18 protein-coding genes are annotated in these 19376 nt (G+C 50.4%); 17 read left to right on the top strand and 1 reads right to left on the bottom strand.

Annotated elements, in window-relative coordinates; all coding sequences use genetic code 11:
• Nucleotides 1–48 precede the first annotated feature (48 nt).
• From IGS51_RS02605 to IGS51_RS02535, 15 genes are all read left to right on the top strand, one after another.
• Nucleotides 49–975: a glycosyltransferase family 2 protein gene (locus tag IGS51_RS02605; protein WP_297075535.1), complete on the top strand. Its 927-nt coding sequence runs from the start codon at nt 49–51 to the stop codon at nt 973–975.
• Nucleotides 976–1104: 129 nt separating this feature from the next.
• Nucleotides 1105–2031 carry a phytanoyl-CoA dioxygenase family protein gene (locus IGS51_RS02600; RefSeq protein ID WP_297075532.1) on the top strand — a complete coding sequence of 309 codons (927 nt, stop codon included), beginning with the start codon at nt 1105–1107 and terminating at the stop codon, nt 2029–2031.
• Nucleotides 2032–2033: 2 nt separating this feature from the next.
• On the top strand, nt 2034–3293 hold the full coding sequence (locus tag IGS51_RS02595; protein ID WP_297075527.1) for a glycosyltransferase family 4 protein: 1260 nt from the start codon (nt 2034–2036) through the stop codon (nt 3291–3293).
• A gap of 11 nt (nt 3294–3304) precedes the next feature.
• On the top strand, nt 3305–4573 hold the full coding sequence (locus IGS51_RS02590; protein WP_297075524.1) for a glycosyltransferase: 1269 nt from the start codon (nt 3305–3307) through the stop codon (nt 4571–4573).
• A gap of 226 nt (nt 4574–4799) precedes the next feature.
• Nucleotides 4800–5729, top strand: a complete 930-nt coding sequence (locus tag IGS51_RS02585) for a glycosyltransferase family 4 protein (protein WP_297075521.1) — start codon at nt 4800–4802, stop codon at nt 5727–5729.
• Between the two features lie 47 nt (nt 5730–5776).
• Nucleotides 5777–6955, top strand: a complete 1179-nt coding sequence (locus tag IGS51_RS02580) for a glycosyltransferase family 4 protein (protein ID WP_367279240.1) — start codon at nt 5777–5779, stop codon at nt 6953–6955.
• Nucleotides 6956–6990: 35 nt separating this feature from the next.
• The gene (locus IGS51_RS02575; RefSeq protein WP_297075515.1) at nt 6991–8145 is read left to right on the top strand and encodes a glycosyltransferase; all 1155 of its coding nucleotides are present in this window, start codon (nt 6991–6993) and stop codon (nt 8143–8145) included.
• 96 nt (nt 8146–8241) lie between these two features.
• On the top strand, nt 8242–9402 hold the full coding sequence (locus IGS51_RS02570; RefSeq protein ID WP_297075512.1) for a glycosyltransferase: 1161 nt from the start codon (nt 8242–8244) through the stop codon (nt 9400–9402).
• 66 nt (nt 9403–9468) lie between these two features.
• Entirely contained in the window at nt 9469–10833 is a 1365-nt protein-coding gene (locus tag IGS51_RS02565) for a hypothetical protein (protein ID WP_297075509.1), read from the top strand.
• Nucleotides 10834–10966: 133 nt separating this feature from the next.
• Nucleotides 10967–12322, top strand: coding sequence for a hypothetical protein (locus tag IGS51_RS02560; RefSeq protein ID WP_297075506.1), 1356 nt, complete (start codon nt 10967–10969; stop codon nt 12320–12322).
• A 551-nt stretch (nt 12323–12873) separates the two neighbouring features.
• A complete protein-coding gene (locus IGS51_RS02555) occupies nt 12874–13671 on the top strand; it encodes a ChaB family protein (RefSeq protein ID WP_068513428.1) in 798 nt (265 codons plus the stop codon).
• A 112-nt stretch (nt 13672–13783) separates the two neighbouring features.
• Nucleotides 13784–14779 carry a DnaJ C-terminal domain-containing protein gene (locus IGS51_RS02550; RefSeq protein ID WP_297075501.1) on the top strand — a complete coding sequence of 332 codons (996 nt, stop codon included), beginning with the start codon at nt 13784–13786 and terminating at the stop codon, nt 14777–14779.
• Nucleotides 14776–15075, top strand: a complete 300-nt coding sequence (locus tag IGS51_RS02545; RefSeq protein WP_297075498.1) for a chaperone modulator CbpM — start codon at nt 14776–14778, stop codon at nt 15073–15075. The genes IGS51_RS02550 and IGS51_RS02545 overlap by 4 nt, the downstream gene beginning before the upstream one ends.
• Before the next feature lie 68 nt (nt 15076–15143).
• Nucleotides 15144–15809 (top strand): DUF1614 domain-containing protein, encoded by a 666-nt coding sequence (locus IGS51_RS02540; RefSeq protein WP_297075496.1) that lies wholly within the window; start codon nt 15144–15146, stop codon nt 15807–15809.
• Between the two features lie 122 nt (nt 15810–15931).
• The gene (locus tag IGS51_RS02535; RefSeq protein ID WP_297075493.1) at nt 15932–16699 is read left to right on the top strand and encodes a PRC-barrel domain-containing protein; all 768 of its coding nucleotides are present in this window, start codon (nt 15932–15934) and stop codon (nt 16697–16699) included.
• Between the two features lie 263 nt (nt 16700–16962).
• Here the strand turns inward: IGS51_RS02535 and IGS51_RS02530 are convergent, their stop codons facing one another.
• Complete coding sequence (locus IGS51_RS02530) at nt 16963–17145, bottom strand: CsbD family protein (RefSeq protein WP_297075490.1); 183 nt, start codon at nt 17143–17145, stop codon at nt 16963–16965.
• A 428-nt stretch (nt 17146–17573) separates the two neighbouring features.
• Between IGS51_RS02530 and IGS51_RS02525 the strand changes: the two genes are divergently transcribed.
• Nucleotides 17574–18662 carry an EamA family transporter gene (locus IGS51_RS02525; protein ID WP_297075488.1) on the top strand — a complete coding sequence of 363 codons (1089 nt, stop codon included), beginning with the start codon at nt 17574–17576 and terminating at the stop codon, nt 18660–18662.
• A gap of 113 nt (nt 18663–18775) precedes the next feature.
• On the top strand, nt 18776–19348 hold the full coding sequence (locus tag IGS51_RS02520; protein ID WP_172354374.1) for a VTT domain-containing protein: 573 nt from the start codon (nt 18776–18778) through the stop codon (nt 19346–19348).
• Nucleotides 19349–19376: the final 28 nt, after the last annotated feature.

Raw genomic sequence — 19376 nt, 5'->3', positions numbered from 1 at the left:
AAGCCTTGGCTTGCAGCAACAGAAAACACTTCTGAGCCGATCGGGAATATGGAAAAAACTGTGGTACTTGTTATATTTAACCGACCAGACAAAACCTTGAAAGTGTTTGACAGAGTTTGCCAAGCCAAACCCGAAAAGCTTTTAGTAGTTGCCGATGGACCGAGGAGGAAGTTTCCTGATGATGTAGAGAAATGTGCTGAAACGCGAGCAATTGTTGATCAGGTTGACTGGGATTGTGAAGTTCTCAAAAATTACTCTGATGATAATCTTGGCTGTGGAAAAAGGATTGCTTCTGGACTAGATTGGGCGTTTTCATTGGTTGATGAGGCGATTATTTTGGAGGATGATTGCCTGCCTCATCCGAGCTTCTTTCGATACTGTCAAGAGCTGCTTGACTACTATCGAGATGATGAAAGAGTTATGTCTATCTGCGGCAAGAATGTCCAATTTGGTCGTGAGCGGACAGAGTTCAGCTATTACTTCTCTCGTTATAGCCATTGTTGGGGTTGGGCAACTTGGGCGCGTGCCTGGAAGTTTTTTGACTATGATATGAAAACTTGGGAGGTTGCACAGTTAGAAAATCACTTGGTAGATATTCTCGATGACGATCGTGTTGTTGGGTACTGGACACGAATCTTTCAGTCTACTTATGAGCGAAGATATCAGTCTGCTTCTTGGGCATATCGTTGGCTGTTATCTAGCTGGTTGCAGAATGGTCTAAGTGTGTTGCCAAGTGTGAATCTGGTATCTAATATCGGCTTTGGTGAAGATGCAACGCATACCACTACAACAAGCACTCGAAGTCAGTACGCTAATATGCAGACAGAAGAAATGCAGTTTCCTCTGAAGCATCCGCCCTACGTGATTCGCAATCGAAAAGCTGATCAGTTTGAGCAGGATACGTTGTTTGATCCTGGTTTGATGACTCGTGCTAGAGCAAAGCTGCTGCGAATGATTGGCAAAAGAGTGATTTGATTGAACGGATTCTTAGAGTTATTTGATTTCTTGTTTCACTTGAATTATTCAAGTTTTAGTCAAATTATTTGGTTTGTATTTTGAGGTGTTTTATAAATCTAGTTTGCAGTCTATTCCTGGAAATTCATCATGTCACTCACGAAATTTTTAATTGATCAGCCGCAAGAGATTAAGCATTACTACCAGGAGCATGGATACGTCATTGTTCGTAATGCTCTGAGTGCGGAAAAGATTGATAGATTGCTAGGGCAGGTTAATCAAAAGAAACGCGATCGCCTCTTTGTCTTCAACAGTCAGGATACTCACGTCCCCACACGTCCTCGCCTCACGGAAGCAGGCTTCATCGAAAACTCGATGCTAAATCCAGTAAACCTGAAACTAGCTCCTCGATTGTCAAAAATGGTAGAGCGCTGCCTGGTGGACGAAACCGTTGCAAAGATTTTGAGTTTGCTATCAGGCGATACGCATCATGTGATGATGCAAAATATGTTTTTTGATAAGTCAACAGGCACAATTGAGCATCAAGATCACTACTATTTAGATGCTGATCCACCAGGTCGGATGATTGCCGCTTGGTATGCCCTGGAAGATATTCAAGAAGACGCGGGCTGTTTCTTTGTGTTGCCGGGTAGCCACAAGGGGCGTGTTATTGCCAGAGTGGATGGCCGAAGCTTTAGCGATCATGAGACTTATCGCAAAGAGATCCTGACGCTCATAGACAGCACTGAATATCAATACAAATCCTTTCCCCTAGAAAAGGGCGATGTGCTGTTTTGGCATCCATATACAGTTCATGGCGCGTACAAAAACCTCAATCCGCAGCATAGCCGCAAGTCTCTCACGGCTCATTTTTATCCAGCCCAACTTAAGCCGCTATATGCTGCTAAAGCACCCAAGCTGCGCCCTTCGCTAAACCCACATATTTTAATGACAGGAAGCGCGATCGCCCCCTATGTAGATAGCGTCAAAACCTATCTGCGATTTGTAGCCAATGCAGTGCGCGGACGAGGGCCCGAAATGGTAATGCGCCGAGAAAACTATGAAGAGGCCATCTAAGCATGAAGATTCTCCACCTCAGCACCTTCGACACGATTGGTGGAGCCGCGCGGGCCGCCTATCGGGTGCATCGAGGGTTGCGCGAAATCGGGTCAGATTCCTGGATGCTGGTGCAAAAAAGTGTGAGTGGCGATCGCACGGTCTTAGCGCCGAAAACGGTACTGGGACAAGTCGCAGGTCGCCTTCGTGCCGAAGTAGACGGCCTAGCGCTACGCCCCTATCCCCGCGTCAATAAGGCAGTCTTTGACATCCAGCGTGCGCCCAATCCTTTGCAGCACCGCATTCAGCAGATCAACCCAGATATTATTAACTTGCACTGGATTCTGAATAGCTACCTGCCAATTGAGGCTTTGCCGCGCTTCCAAAAGCCGATCGTCTGGACGCTGATGGATATGTGGCTCTTTACCGGGGGCTGCCACTATACCCAAGAGTGCGAGCATTTTCAACAATCCTGTGGAACCTGTCCCCAACTAGGCAGTTCCAAATTCAACGATCTGTCTTATCGTACTTGGCAGCGCAAAGTCAAAGCCTGGAGCAATTTGAATCTGACTATAGTTGCTCCGACCCGCTGGCTAGCAGACTGCGCCCGCGCTAGCAGCCTGTGCAAAGATTTGCGGATTGAGGTGATTCCCTTTTGCCTGGATATTAGAGTCTATAAGCCGATTGATTGGCAGGTCGCCCGTGCTGCCCTCAACCTGCCGCTCGACAAAAAGCTCATCCTGTTTGGAGCCATCAGCGCGACTCAAGATCGGCGCAAAGGTTTTCATCTACTGCAACCAGCATTGCAGCAGCTTGCTCAGACTGAACTGCATCAGCAGGCTGAAGTGGTGGTGTTTGGTTCCTCTAAGCCAGAGAGTCCGGTTGATCTGGGCTTTCCTGCTCATTATCTGGGGCATCTCAACGATCATGTTTCGCTGGCGCTGGCCTATTCTGCTGCGGATGTATTTGTCGCACCGTCGCTGCAAGAAGCCTTTGGACAGACCGCTTCCGAAGCGATGTCCTGCGGTACGCCAGTTGTCGCGTTTAAGGGAACTGGACTGGCAGACATTGTGGATCATCAGCATAATGGCTATCTGGCCAACCCGTTTGAGATTGAGGACTTGGCCCAGGGAATTCGCTGGATTTTGGGTCATACCGATTCGGAGAAATCGCTGCGACTTGCTGCCCGCCAAAAAGCTGAACAAGCCTTTGCACTGGAGTTACAAGCCCGTCGCTATCTCGATCTCTACCAAGATCTACTGGCTCAAACGTCCCCTGCATAACGATACTTTCCATGCAAACCCAATCCGCAGGCCCAGATTTCAGATTGGTCTGTTTTGACCTGTCGATCTATGGCCATCATCCGCACTATATTTTGCAACTGTGCAAGGGGTGGATAGCGCGATCGCCCTTGGGAAAGCTCTTTTTCGTAGTGTCACCCCGATTCCTCACGGTTCATGCTGATGTGGTGCAGCAGTGCAGCCTGGATGCTTCGGTGCAGTTTGTGGCGGTTACCGAAACCGAGCAGGCTGATCTGAAATCTCGCAGTTCTGGTATCGATCGCAATCTCCGCAACTTCCAGGAATGGCGCTTGTTTGCCAGATATGCCCAACTGCTGCAAGCTGACCATACGCTGATGCTCTATCTTGACACCTGCCTATTGCCAATGGCGGCTGGATTCTCTTTTCCCTGCCCCGTTTCAGGAATTTACTTTCGCCCTACATTCCACTACTACACCTTTAGCCCCCGTCCCCAAACCTGGGGCGATCGCCTGCAGGCCTGGCGCGATCGCCTGATTCTGGGTGCTGCGCTGCGCCATCCCCAGTTTCGCACGCTGTTTTCCCTCGACCCGATTGCACCAGACTACATCACCCCGCCCGCCCATGTGAAGGTCTGTGCGCTGGCCGATCCGGTCGATTTGTCCCAAAAGTTGGTTGGCTCTGGCGCAGAACTCCGCCAGCAGTTAGAAATTGAGGGCGATCGCACGGTATTTCTCCTGTTTGGTGCGCTGACATCCCGTAAAGGGATATATCCACTACTGGAAAGTTTGGAACTGCTGCCCGAAGAAACCTGCAAAAAAATTTGTCTGGTTTTATTGGGAGAAGCTAGTTCAAAAATGCAGCAATATATTGCAACTACTGCCGAATCATTGCGCCAATGCAAATCGATTCAAATTTTAGAGCGTTATGAATTTGTGGAAGATGCTGTGCTGCATCAATACATCGAAATGGCAGACGTAGTGCTGGCGCTCTACCAAAAACACGTTGGCATGAGCGGCATTTTGATGCAGGCGGCACTGCACAAAAAGCCTGTGTTGAGTTCCGATTATGGCTTGATGGGTGAATTGGTGCGTCGCTATGAACTGGGGCTGGCAATTGATTCTGAAAATCCAAGGGCGATCGCCACTAGCCTTGCTCGATACGTTTTGAAAGACCCGGTAATCAACGTCAATCTTCAAAAGACACACGAACTAATAGCAAGTCATGCCTCGACAAAATTCTCCGCTTTGATCCTGAGTGAGTGCGTCAGCCAGGAGGTTTATGCAAAAGCCCAACTCCTCTAAAATTGCCTGGCTGTTGCCAACAGCCTGGTTCTATTGGCAGCCTGCTTTGAGTGAACTCACTCAACATTTCCCGCATACCAAGGTTTTTACAGGACTATTTCCAGGTTTTGCAAAAGGACTGGAAAGCACCTTAGATGTAGAGCTTGTCGGCAAGCAAAAAGTGGTGGCAGTTACGAAATCTGCTACCAGTTACGGCAATAATTTTACTTATCTTTCGCCCAAGATCTTGCCTCGGCTGTTTCAATATTGCCCTCAGGTCGTCTTCTCCAGTTCCTTTGGCATCTGGACTCTGCTGGCGCTGCTGACCAAGTGGCTGGGTGGCTGGAAGGTTGTAATTGCCTACGAGGGCAGTTCGCCAGGGGTCGATTATCGAAACTCTGCGCTGCGGCTGGCGCTGCGTCGGGCGATGGTATGGGTGGCCGATGCCTGTATTACCAATAGCCATGCTGGGCAAAAGTATTTGATCGACTGCCTGGGCGCTCCACCAGAATTGACGTTTGTGCAGCCTTACGAAGTGCCCGATCGCCGCTCTTTGTCTGAAGTGAACGAAGCACTGGAATGGGTTGCGCCGGGGCAGCCGCTCCGCTTTTCAGACCTAAAGCGTCCGGTGTTCTTATTTGTGGGCAGTGTAGTGCCCCGCAAAGGGGTGGCGTGCCTGCTGGAGGCGTGCAAGCTATTAAAGAATGCAGGAAGTCGGGAATTTGGCGTGTTGCTGGTAGGTGATGGCCCACAGCGAGAAGACTTGCAGACCTTCACACAACAGCATCAGTTAGAAGATTGCGTAATTTGGGTGGGGCGAGTGAGCTATGGCGACATTGGCTCCTATTTTCACCATGCGGATGTGTTTGTGCTGCCGACACTTGAAGACACCTGGGGCATGGTGGTGCTAGAAGCGATGCTGTTGGGTAAGGCTGTGTTGTGTTCCACGGGGGCAGGCGCGGCAGAACTGGTGCTGGAGGGTGAAAATGGCTATCGCTTTCCTCCAGACAATCCACAAGTGTTGGCTGCCGCTATGCAGCGCCTGATTGAAAATCCCGACCAGCTTGCTGAGATGGGGCAGCGATCGCAAGACATTATGGCGCACTACAGCCCTCAGAAGGCGGGAGAGTTTTTAAGTCGAGTTGCAGTTATGGTCATGGGAGGCGAATCAGCGTGAACCAGCCTCTCCGCATATTGCTGTCGGCCTATGCCTGTCGTCCGAATATGGGGTCGGAGCCGGGTGTGGGCTGGAATCTGGCGCGGGCGATCGCCCAGCATCATCCTGTTTGGGTACTCACTCGCGCAGACAACCGCCCGTTTATCGAAGCTGAACTTACTCAAAACCCATTTCCAAATCTGCAATTTATCTATTGTGATGTTCCCGGTTCAAAGTTTTGGAATCGCAGCACTAAAACCGTTCATTTACATCACTATCTCTGGCAGATCAGTGCTTATGCCACAGCAAAGCGCTTACTACCGCAAATGCGGTGGGACGTAATTCACCACATTACATACGTTCGCTACTCTTCGCCCAGCTTCCTCAGCCTCTTGCCTGTGCCATTTGTTTGGGGTCCAGTTGGGGGTGGTGAAATGGCTCCTCTGGCGTTTTGGGAAGACTTTCACCTCCATGCGCGGATCTATGAAACACTGCGGTATCTGGCTCATCGAGTGGGGGAAGCAGACCCATTTACTCGCCTAACAGCGACTCGTAGCGTTTTGGTGAGAGCAACCACAAAAGACACTGCTGAACGCCTGCAATTGATGGGCGCACAGAAACTGGAACTCTACTCAGAATCGGGACTTTCTCAAGAAGAAATTGCTACGCTTCAGGCAGTTTTGCCACCCGTTTCTGACACTATGCGGTTTATTAGTATGGCTCGACTGCTGCACTGGAAAGGTCTGCATTTAGGCATTCGAGCTTTTGCCGAAACAAACTTATCCAACACAGAATATTGGATTTTGGGCGAAGGGCCAGAGCGCGATCGCCTGCAACAACTCGCAAAAGACCTGGGAGTGGAAAAGCAGGTGAAGTTTTTGGGAAGGCTCTCGCGCCACGAAACGCTCAATCGCCTCAGCGAAAGCCATGTTCTGCTGCATCCAAGCCTGCATGATTCCGGCGGTTGGGTCTGTCTAGAAGCAATGGCATGTGGCCGCCCGGTCGTTTGTCTGGATTTGGGCGGGCCAGCCGTTCAAGTGACAGAAGAAACCGGATTCAAAATTACCGCCGAGTCGCCAGAGCAAGCCGTCCGAGATTTGGCAACGGCCATGGTGCTGCTGGCGAAGAATGCAGACCTGCGATCGCGCATGGGCCAAGCCGGACAACAGCGAGTCCAAGAACAGTTTTCTTGGGAGCAAAAAGCAAAGAGTTTGATACAGACCTATAAATCAGTCGTCAAGAATTAATAGAAACCTTCTATCTCTTCAAAAGACAAAAAGTTATGACCACTCAGAACATAGCCTACTTTACTGGCCGCCTGTTACCCGCCTCAGAAACTTTCATTCGCACGCAGGCAGAAAGTCTGAAAATATTTAATCCTTACTATATTGGTACGCGCTATGTTTCCGGATTGCCACTTCCAAAAGAAAAAACATTTGCAATTAATTCAAGTAATTTTATCGGCTCTGCTCAAGAACTTATATTTAAACTGTTGGGGATCGCGCCACATCTTTTAAGACATCTTAGAGAACTTGAAATATCACTGATTCATGCACACTTTGGGGTATGTGGAGCGTTGGCTCTGCCTATCTCGAAGGTTTTGAACTTGCCATTAGTAGTCACTTTTTACGGACTAGATGCCACGATGACAGATGAATATGCAAATCGTGAATCTATCAGCACAAAAGTCTACGTAAAAAGACGAGAATCCTTGAAGAAGTCGGCTTCTTTATTTATTGGAGTATCCGACTTTGTCAGGGATCGATTGGTTGCTCAAGGCTTTCCATCTGAGAGAGTCATCTCGCACTACTATGGCGTAAACACAAAGGAGTTTTCTCCAGACTTATACATCGAGCGCGAACCAATTGTGTTATTTGTAGGACGCTTCACAGAGAAAAAAGGTTGCGAGTATCTTATAAAAGCAATGGCATCAGTTCAGTCGGTTTTGCCACACGTCAGCCTCATCTTGATCGGTGATGGAAGTGAGAGAGAGAAGCTCGAAAATATGGCATCTCAATTATTAAAACAATACCAGTTTGTTGGCTTTCAACCCTCTGATGTTGTCAGGCAATGGATGAACCGTGCCTCACTTCTTGCTGTACCCAGCATTACTGCATCTAATGGTGATTCAGAGGGCTTGCCCACTGTAGTTGTTGAAGCACAGGCAATGGGATTGCCCGTTATTGGCTCTAGACATGCAGGTATTCCGCAGGCAGTCATTCATGGAGAAACTGGTTTCTTGGCAGAAGAACGAGACTGGAAATTGCTGAGTGAACTTATTATAACGGCCCTTCAAAATAAGGAATTATTGAGAAATTTTAGCTATCAAGCCAGGGAAAATGTAGTTAAAAATTTTGATCTATGTAAGCAATCCAAAGCTCTAGAATCAATATATGAAAATTTAATAGAAAACTTCAAAAGCGCTGGGATAAGGTAGTGCTTGGATGGTCTAGTTTTAGAATTTTCAGCTAACTCTATAATACGGCAGGCTGAGCGCCAAAAGCTCTAAAATTCTCATCATATACAATTGCCCATGCGTATTCTCAGCATTCACAATGCCTATCAAATTCGCGCTGGCGAAGATGAATCCTGTGCTGCCGAACAGCAACTCCTGCGAGAGCATGGGCATCAGGTAGATCTTTACGAAGAAAATAACGACCGTATCCAAACACTCAATCCAATACAAACCGCTCTCAAAACTGTTTGGTCGGCCGAATCCTATCAGGCTGTTCGCCAGCATCTTGCCCAGCACACCGTCGATGTCGTACATATCCAAAACTTTTTCCCGCTTATTTCTCCCTCTGTCCACCACGCCGCTAAGGATGCAGGCGTTCCAGTGGTGCAGACGTTGCGAAACTATCGACTGCTGTGCCCCAACGCGCTATTTTTTCGAGCGGGTCAGGTCTGCGAAGATTGTTTGGGCAAACCTATTCCTTATCCCGGCGTTTTGCATGGCTGCTATCGAGAGAGCGGGGCCGCTAGCGCAGCTGTGTCTGCAATGCTGGTTGCCCATCGCTTACTCAAAACCTGGATTGAGACAGTTGATTGCTTTATAGCCCTCACAGAATTTGCCCGCCAAAAGTTTATTGAAGGCGGGCTACCGGCAGACAAAATCATCGTCAAACCCAACTTTGTCAATCCCGACCCTGGAATAGGCGACGGGCGGGGCGGCTACATGCTCTACGTAGGGCGACTATCCGTTGAGAAGGGACTAGATACACTGATCGAGGCGTGGCAGCGACTGAACCCGCCATTTCCGCTGAAGATTGTAGGCGATGGACCACTAGCGGATCTTGTAGAAACTGCCACTCGGCAGCAGCCCGCTATTGAGTGGCTAGGACGGCAGCCTATGCCAGCGGTTTATGAACTGATGGGCAATGCGACAGCCGTTATCTTTCCGTCTAAGTGGTATGAAACCTTTGGACGAGTCGCAGTAGAAGCTTTCGCCAAGGGAACACCTGTGATTGCGTCGAAAATTGGGGCGATCGCCGAAGTCGTTCAATCCGGCTACACTGGACGGCACTTTTGCCCTGGCGATCCGGACGATCTGGTGCAACAGGTGAAGTGGGTATTGGACAACCCCGTTGCATGGCAGCAAATGCGCCAGAATGCTCGTGCTGAATTTTCAGCTAAATACACTGCTCAAGCAAATTATCAGATGCTAATAGATATTTACAGCAAGGTTCAGCGATAAACTAACCTGTGCCTCAGCACCTTAAAACTTCCCACTATTGCTGGTCCTCTAAAGCTCTCGTGAAGCATGAATCAAGCTGTAAATCTTTCGGTGCAACAACGCGGGCAACTGAGAATTCCTGCGTTAATTGTTTTTGCGTTTGCAACGGTATTTTTCCCTCGCATCCTGGAATCAGCAGGCGCACCAGCAGCGATTAACTTTTTTCACTTTGCAATTGTTCCTTTAGTTTTCGGACTGACCTTTACCAAGGTTCGCAGCAAGAGCAGTCAGGGGATTTGGATCGCTCAACTCCTACTTTTGGGTTTATTTGCTTTGTTGCTGAGCATGACTATCAGCGCCTTTTTGAATAAAGCAGGGCTGGTTAATCTGTTCATTGGCTATATGCTCTTAGCAGAGCCATTCTTGCTATTGGCGATCGTTGTTTATACGCCAATGACCCTTCGGAATGTCCGTTGGATGCGAAGCTGGATTTTAGCATTCGGCTTTAGCAATGTTTTATTGGCCTTAGCCCAAAAGCTCTTGATTACGATTGGGTTACTCAGGGTGACTAGAATGACTGTAGACGATAACATTCAGGGCGTGTTTTATCTTTCTGGAGCGGGGCATGTCGTTTCAGCCTCCGTCTCTTTAACCTTCGGACTATACTATTTTGCAAGCGCCAAAAATTCTCCGCTTTGGCTAAGAGCCACCGTTGTAATTGCTACAATTCTTCAGCTTTTGTTCGCTGATGCCAAGCAAACCCTGCTGGTTTTTTTGGCTGCCTGGGGAGTTTTGATTTTGGTTAAACTCACGGATATTAGAGTCGCAATTCAGTACATTATTAGCGGCATTTTTGCCTTCTATTCATTTCTCTGGGCCCTCAGCAACGTCCCCCTATTTGCTGCATTTAACGGCTGGATTCGACCTGGACTCTATGGCCCCGATGGTGATGCAACTGTTCTGAAGCTCAGCGGTTTTCCGATCATCGTCTCATTTTATGAAAACTCTTTGAACTGGCTGTGGGGACTGGGCCCAGGACATACAGTAGGGCGTTTGGGAGGCTGGCTGCTGAAAGAATATGTCTCATTGTTAAATCCGCTAGGAGCCACAACTCGTCCTGTAAGCTCAGAAGTTGGAAGAGTCTGGGGAGAGAGCTATCTAGATTCCAGCTTCTTCTCGCCGCTTTTCGGATGGATTGGGATTTGGGGAGATTTTGGCTTGTTGGGATTAGGGATTTATCTATTTCTCTGGTGGGTGGTCTGGCATTTTCTGTGCCAGGACGATTTTTCTAAATTTACGGTGATTACGGTGTTTATATTCGGCTTTATTTTCACCCAGATGGAAGAACCTGGCTACATGCTGACTGTCACGACTTTGATTGGATTGCGATGGCACGAGCTACGAGCTAAGGAAACGCCGCCTGCTCAACGAGTCTATTTACAGCTTTCCTGATGAAATGACGGATCAGTGAAGTAGGTAGGTGAGACCTTTACACGATGGCTTCCTGGAGACATCTCCCTGGTTTAATGCTTTTGATGTGTGAATCGCTCCTTCTTTCCGAACAGACTTTCCGAACAGATACGCTATGACCCAGGCAGCTACCCTCACGCTTATGCTCCAGCCCGTTGCGGGTCGGCATGTGTTTGTTCCGCCGGAGCCTGCGCTTCAGTTGCAGCGTGCGGTGCAGCCGGAGAGTGGGGTTCTGGAACGGCGGCGTGCAGATGGCAATCGAGAGAGCGATCGCCCCCTTTACCATCCCCCAGTTCCCGCAGCCGTGCCCCAGCCGGCTCGAGTCGCCGTGGGTGTGGCGATCGCCGCTACTGTGGGCACTACGCTTTACCAGAGCTACACTCCGCCGCTCTATAAAAGCACGTTTGAGCTGGCCCCCGTGGCAGAGCGATCGCAGACTAGCGGCACAGCCACAGCAACGACTGACATTCGTCCAGAGGTGGATCAGGCGACGCTGATTCAGGTGTTGCGGAGTCATCAGGTGTTGCTGCCTGCGGTGCGCGACCTGCGGGCGTATAACATCAATCTGAGTCCGGCAGCGCTGGCGCAAAATCTGGAAATTGTGCCGCTGGCGGATGGGCGACTGGAAGTGCGATACCGCCATCGCAGTGAGCGTGTGGCGCAGATGGTATCGCGGCAGCTTGCCCAAACCTATGTGGACTATGGCGATCGCTGTCGGCTGGATGCGTGCTATGCGCTGGAGCAGGCAACGGCAGATTTGACCGAGGCGACGGGTCAAGTGGCGCGGCTAGAGCAGGCGATCGCCCAGTTTCAGGCTCGCCCCGATGCCCAGAATCTCACTCATCGCGCCGACACCCTGACCCGCCGCACCGCAGAATTCACCCGCTACCTGACGCAGACCGAGCAAGAGCTAAAGCTAGCGCAGCAGCGATATCAGGTGATTCAGACCCAGCTTGCATTCGCCGATGCCAATCGCATCTTGCAGCAGCAGGGCAATTATCAAGCATTGCTGCAAGCCTTGCACCAGACCGAGGGGCAAATTGCAACAACGCTTACCCAGGCGCAGCCCGACGCCCAAACTTTGCAGGCGCTCTATCAGCGCCACCAACTCCTCAGCGGGCAGATGACTCAGCAAGTGGCGATCGCCCTCAACCAGTTCCTCCTGACGCAATTTCCAGACCTGGCCGCCGACTCAGAAACACTGCCGCCCGCGCTCTCGCAAATTGAACAAGCGTTTGGACTGGCACATCAGGTAAACCTGCTCAGCGCTCGTCAGCGGGCGATCGCCCCCATCCACCAAGCCATGCAGGCCGACAAGCTGAGGCTAGCAGAGCTACTGCAATATCAGTCCAAGCTGGAAACCCAACTGGCGGTGCAGCGGCGAATCTTGCAAGAGAGCCAGCAGCAGCACGCCCGCCTCCAGCGGGAAATTTCTGAGCGTCGAATCGTATGGCGTGTAGCAGGTGCTTAAGCGTCACTTTCGAGCTTGACTCGAAAGCATAGACTTGAGTGAGCATGACGCTGTACGCCTGCACATGGCAGCAAAGCACCAGATTTACGCACTTGCGATACACTTGTTAGGTTTTGGATGTTTTTCCTCTGGCTGTATTCCCGATGGGCTGATTGACTGACAAAACTCGAAGCACCCTCACCCCAACCCCTCTCCCAGAGCGGGCGAGGGGCTTTTGACCCAGGTTTGGCAGTTCAAGTCCCTTCGCCCCTTGTGGGAGAAGGGATTTAGGGATGAGGGGAAAAGATTTGTCAGGTAACCAGCCCGAGGGGTCGTCCAACTGCGTAAGCCCTATAGGTTTGGTTTTCTGGATAACCCCCTAATAGCCAAAACAGGCAGGTGAGAGATATTATCAATACGGATTGCACCCGCCATGCAAGTGATGTGAACTTTTGAAAGTATTCAGCACTGCATTTAGCAATGCATAGATGAATTAGCAGCCAGCTATAGGGTGAGTAAACGCAAGCTAAGAGCGTTAGCCACTGCTCAATACATACTTGAGGAGAAAGTTTATGACATCTGCCTTTGCCAAGCCTCCGGCGAAATGTGTATCTGCTGCGTTTAAAGATCAGGTAAAGCTGCAAGATGCTGTCCAGCGCTTGCTGAATCGGGGTGTCCCCAAAGAGCGTATTTCAATTGTGGGACGTAATTTTCAATCCGAAGCTCGAATCACTGGATTCCTAACCAAAAAAGACGTGATTCTGGATGGATTAGCCAGTGGAGCCTTCTACGGTTCGCTGTTTGGTTCTGTCTTGAGTTTGCTCACAGGTGTAGGGGTGTTGTTCATTCCTTTTCTAGGGGCAGTGGTGGCGGCTGGGCCACTTGCTGCTGCACTGCTGGGTGCAACGAGTGGCGCGTTGTATGGAGCCTTGGGAGCGGGCTTGGGGTCTGCTTTAATGTCGCTAGGGATGCCCCAAGATAAAGCTGCAATTTATCAAACGCGGGTGCAAGCGGGCGAATTTTTGCTCGTTGTAGAGGTTCCTGATGAAAAGTCTGGTGAGACTTTTTTGCTCTTGCAAAGTGCGGGAGGCGAAGAAGTGGCCATCACGGAGATGCAAATTCCACAGGAATCGGACGGAGAAATGACAGGAAGTGATCAAATTTCGCCAGAAATACGGGCAGATTTGTCAACGGAAGCTCAGCAGACTTTTTTAGAAACCTATAATCAAACGCTTAGCGAGTCCTCCGAGAAAAGTAACGCCTTGATGAAAGCTTGGGAGCGGATTAAACAGTTGTTTGAGCGGGATGATAAGGGCATTTTTTCAAAGCGCAAAGCCGACAATGATCAGAAGGACTCAGGAACGAGCTAGGGATTAAGCGAGATGAGGACGAGACACCATTACCTAATTTAAGTTGCAGAGAAAGTTAGGTTGATTTTGTTACCTGCATCCCCTCATCGTATCCCCTTCATCAGAGGTGCCAATGGCTACAGCCGATTTCAAGGACTACTACGAAATTCTCGGAGTTAGCAAAGCTGCTACTCCAGAGGAGATCAAAAAGGCCTACCGAAAACTAGCGCGTAAGTATCATCCTGACTTAAATCCAGACGATCCAGAGGCAGAGGCTCGCTTTAAGGAAATTAATGAAGCTCATGAGGTGCTGTCTGATTCAGAGAAGCGCCAAAAATATGACCAGTTTGGACAGTACTGGAAGCAGGCGATGGCAGGTGCGCCGCCGCCGGGTGGGTCAGGTTTTGAAGAAACGGACTTTGGTCAATACGGCAGCTTTGATGATTTTATTGACGAATTGCTAGGTCGGTTTGGGCGAAGCGGTGGAACTGGGCGGCGGGTTTATACTTACCGCACCACAACGGGGCCTGAGGGATTTCGAGAGTATGTCGAATTTGGGGACGATCCCTTTAGCCGCTTTACTGAGATGCCTGCTCAGGATACCGAAGCGGCGATCGCCCTCACTTTGTCGGAAGCGTTTCACGGCACGCAAAAGCGCTTACAAATTGGAGATGAGACGGTTACAGTGCGAATTCCGCCGGGTGCCAAGTCTGGCAGTCGCATTCGGATTAAAGGGAAGGGGCAAATTAGTCCCTTTAGTCAACAGCGGGGGGACTTGTACCTAACCATTGAGCTGCTGCCTCATGCTTTCTACAAGTTTGACGGCAATAACCTGGTCTGTGAAGTTCCGATTCGTCCAGATGAAGCAGTGTTGGGCGCTCAAGTCGAGGTGCCTACTCCGGATGGCTCGGTAATGATGACCATTCCTTCTGGTGTAGACTCAGGTCAAACACTCAGGCTACGGGGCAAAGGGTGGCGCGACCCGAAAGGCAATCGAACAGATTTGCTGGTTCGCTTGAAAGTAGTTTCTCCTAAGGATCTCAGCCCTCAGGAAAAAGAATGCTATGAAAAGCTGCGACAGGTGAGCCACTTTAATCCTCGAAACGCAATTGCGGAGGTGCGCCTATGACCCATAGTTTTGGTCTATCTCGTCTGGTTTGGTCGGAAACGGGCGATCGCCTATATAGCTTCGAGCAGGCTGCATACTTTACACAAACTTCGGTTCCACTCATTGAGAAGTGCGTGGCGCTAGGAATTATCGAGCCTGAAGGCACTATGTTACACCGACAAGACTTGGTGAGAATTGTAAGAGTCTTGCGACTGCGCCGTGATTTAGGACTGAATCTAGTGGGTGCAGCAATGGTGTTAGATATGGCAACTGAAATTGCTCAACTTAAGGCGCAACTGCGTGCCCTGCGTCAATAAGTTGAGTATCTGTTCGTTGAACAAACAAGCTTGAGCCATAACCAAGCAGCCCTAAAGCATTACTAAATATGATTTATCTTCCTGTCACCTTTACTCTATTCTTGCTCTTCTTATTGCTGTTTCCGTTCATTTGGTTTGCGATCGCCCTCGATGTTGTAGAGCTAGCAGTAGCAAAGTTAGGCTTCTCTCCTAACGTTGCATTCCTCCTATTCATTTCTATGTTAGTGGGTAGCACGATCAATATCCCTCTATATGAACGAGTCACGACCGCGCCCGTTATTCCAGGTTTTTCTGATCTCTGGACAGCACGATTTTGGGGTATCCCACTCAGAAGAATTGAGCAAAAGACAATCGTTGCACTCAATGTTGGAGGTGGCTTGATTCCATCTCTATTGGCGATTTATGAGTTCACACGATCTGATCCATTGCTGATCCTGCTGGTTACGGCAATTGTGACAATTGTCAGCTACTTTTCGGCTCAGATCGTTCCTGGAATTGGCATCCAAATGAATGCTCTGGTTGCTCCGTTGACTGCTTCTCTGGTTGCAACGTTAGTTTCTCCAGCACCTCAGCCCATTGCGTTTGCAGGAGGGGTTTTAGGAACGTTAATTGGTGCTGACTTGCTACATCTGCGAGAGATAGAAAAGATGACACCAGGAGTCTTGAGTATCGGTGGAGCAGGCGTATTTGATGGGATTGCTTTATGTGGGTTATTTGCCCTGCTGCTTACCTGAAAGCCCTACCTGAATGCTCTAGATTGCCCTATCTAGAATTTGATATTGATAGATAGTGATCCTCCCAGGATTGATTCCTCTAAATCGATTGTCAGCTTGATGAGATTTTGGAGGTTCTAGCCATGTTCAACATTATTCGTCGTAGCCAGATTGTTGGCTTGGTTGCAATGGATGGTAGTACCGCAACCCGTCTGGGCGGTGTTGAAGAAGTTTGGGTAGACAGTCAGGGGCGTGTAGTCTATTTTGCTAGCAGTGCAGGCTACACGCCGTTGGAGCAAATTTCTCTAATCGGGCCGGATGCAGTCCTAACTTATTCTGACTATGCTGTTGAGCCATCTGTGAGTTTGCGCCGCTTATGCGGAATGCGCGTGCGAACTCCGTCTAGATCAGACATATTGGGTTGGATAGAGGATTTCTTGTTTGACTGGGAAACCGGGGATATTGCGGCCTATGTCTTGGGTGGAGAGATTGCTGCTCCCTTTGGTGGCCGAGCGGTTCTATTTCCAGAGGATGTGGAGGTCATTGATGCTGATTATGTCCTTATTAAGGAGGATGCAAAAAGTCGCTTACAGGGAGAATCGGAAGGGCTACAGGGATTTTTGAGCGAAAAGTCTCAGCAGGTGAAAAACTTGGTGAAACACATGAGCGATCGCCTAAAATCTTTGGTTTCTCCTGACGATCACCCCGATGTAGTACGGGTTAAAATCCGAAAAGTCTGTGATGAGTTTGCTGGATCAAAGCGACACGATAAGAACGCTCTGCAAGAGGCAGTTGATTTCCTGCAAGACAAATGGGAAGACCTACAAAAGAGCCTGTATCGGGCTAGTGATCGAACCAAGCAAGCGATTGATTCTGCTTGGAAGCGGTTGATGGAAAAATCTGGTGAATAGTACGCAGCCTGATTAGGCTCCATATATTTGCGCTCGCAATGAAATTGCCCAAGCCTTTGCAAACCCTTGGCTGACAATCGGTTGCAAATCTAGGGCTGAGATTAAGAATCGATGCCCTTAGCGGCTTAGCAGAATTCAATTGTTAATCCCGTAAGTTCTTGCTTTCGACGTTCTTGCTTTTGAATCAACCAAAAGGAATGCCCAGTCCTCACTAAAAGGACTGGGCATCCGGGTATTTTCAGAGGGCACTGAGCAGGACGCTACTAGTCAATCGCCTTCTTCACTTCATCCTTGACGTCTTCGGTGGTGTGGCGAGCCTTGGCTTCGGCCTGCTTAGCGCGACCTTCCACCTTGTCCTTGGGATCGCCCGTCACTTCACCGACGGCTTCCTGCACTTTACCCTCGATGTTTTTCGCAGTTGCCTTCACGCGATCTTCGATACTCATAGTTTTCGTACCTCGTTGTGCGATTTAACGTCTTGACTCTGCATCTGACCGCGAATCACAGTGCTGCTTAGCAGGCAATTCACTGGGCGAATCAGTGCATGAATCAATCGAACACTTTCACAATAGGCGCTTCTCCCAAAGCTTCCATCCCTCACAGGGCGGGAGTCTTGAGGCATAGAGGTCTGCCTTGCGTTCTAGTCCGGTAGAGAGAAGCGAAAGTGAGGGGGTAGGGGAGGAGCAGGAAAACCGAAAACCGAAAACAGAGCCTCTTCGTTCTTCCCTCTTCGTTCTTCATTCTTCGTTCTTCCCTCTTCCCCCTCCCAAATCGCCTCTCGCGATACAGTTCAGTTTTGTTACAGAAGTACATAATGGTTACAATTGGTTTAATTGACGTAACCACTGAACGCAATCCCTGCAAATCGCCCCCCATGACTCAAGCTTCTACTCCATCGAGAGCATCTGTGTCGCCGCTGCTGCTGATTGCGCCGTTTTTCCTGTGGGGAACGGCGATGGTGGCGATGAAGGGCGTGATTCCGCAAACCACGCCGCTATTCATGGCGGGGGTTCGGGTGCTACCGGCGGGGCTGCTGATTTTGCTGGCGGCGGCAGGGATGGGGCGATCGCAGCCGAAGGGATGGAAAGCCTGGGGCTGGATTGCGCTGTTTGGGCTGGTGGATGCGGCGCTGTTTCAGGGGTTTTTGGCGGAAGGACTGGTGCGGACGGGCGCAGGGCTGGGGTCGGTGATGATCGACTCGCAGCCGCTGGCAGTGGCGCTGATGGCGCGGTTCCTTTTTGGCGAGCGGGTGGGTGGGTTTGGCTGGCTGGGGCTGCTGTTTGGGGTGGTGGGCATCAGCCTACTGGGGCTGCCGGAGGGTGTGATCCAGTCGGCGCTGCATGGCAACTTTTCGCCAAATCTGGGCGCAAGCCTGCTGAACGACCTGTTTCAAAACGGGCAATGGCTGATGCTGATGGCGGCGCTGTCGATGGCGGTAGGCACGGTGATGATGGGCTATGTGTCGCGCTATGCCGACCCGGTGGCGGCGACGGGCTGGCACATGGTGCTGGGTGGCCTTCCGCTGTTTGCGCTGTCGGCGCTGGGAGAAACGAATCAGTGGCAGCAGCTTGGCTGGACGGACTGGATGGCGATGAGCTATTCCACGATTTTTGGCAGTGCGATCGCCTACGGACTGTTCTTCTATTTCGCAGCCAGCGGCAACCTGACCAGCCTCAGTTCCCTGACGTTCCTCACGCCTGTTTTTGCGCTGCTATTCGGCAACTTGTTCCTGTCTGAAGTGCTGAATCCGGTGCAGTGGGTCGGTGTAGGGCTGACGCTGGTGAGTATTTACCTGATCAATCAGCGTGAGGTGCTGGCGGCGAAGTTTCAGCCCGCGGTGGTGGAAAAGGCTGCTACGTCGTTGGCGGCAGAACTGGAGGCCGAGATTGAGGCTGAGATTGAAGCGGTGAATGAAAAGATTGCGGCTCATCGGCGATCGCGCTTGGAAGGAGCCAGAGATTAGCAGGGCGACCCCAGTGCTGTTGCTGTTTCTCCTTCAAGCCTGTTGACGCTGGCGGGAATTGTTAAGTACGGTGAAGAGGTTCAAGACGCTAAGCCTCTGGAGCCGTTCAACCCATGAAACTTTCGCCCAGGCTGAAAAAGCTGCTGGTGGCGCTGCTTTCGCTGGCGATCGCCTATGCCGTCATGGCGTTTGCCTTCAAGCTCATCGGGCTAGAAAATGCCCACCTCTGGGTCGAACGCGCCGGCCCCTGGGCCCCGCTCCTGTTCACGGTCGTCTGTGCGGCGAGCTTGATTGCTGCCCCGCTCAGCGGCAGTTCCATCTTTATTGCGGGCGGGGCGCTGTTTGGCAAAGAAACTGCCTTTGTGCTGAGCTTCATCGCGTCGCTGATCGGGTGCAGCATAAATTATTGGATTTCCCGTCGCTACGGTCGCCGGGTTGCAGTGCGATTGGTGGGCAAGGATGAGATTGAGGAACTGGATGCGTTTGTGGCTCGCCTAAAGGGGCATCACAGCGTCCTCTATATGGCACTGATTATGCTGCTGGGTCAGGATGTCGTGAGCTACGCCATTGGCCTCACCAAGATCGACTACTTCCACTTTTTCCTGGCGCTGGTTCCTGCTGCGGCTGTGCTGGTTGGCTTTTATATCTACGTCGGCACGAGCCTTCTAGAAGCCCTGATTGCGTAGCGGCAATTTGGTTTTGGATTTTGGATTG

It is taken from the genome of Thermoleptolyngbya sp. M55_K2018_002 (assembly GCF_015295965.1).
GTDB lineage: Bacteria > Cyanobacteriota > Cyanobacteriia > Elainellales > Elainellaceae > Thermoleptolyngbya > Thermoleptolyngbya sichuanensis.
Note: the sequence above shows the minus strand (reverse complement) of the source record. Positions and strands in the feature narration are given on the sequence as shown.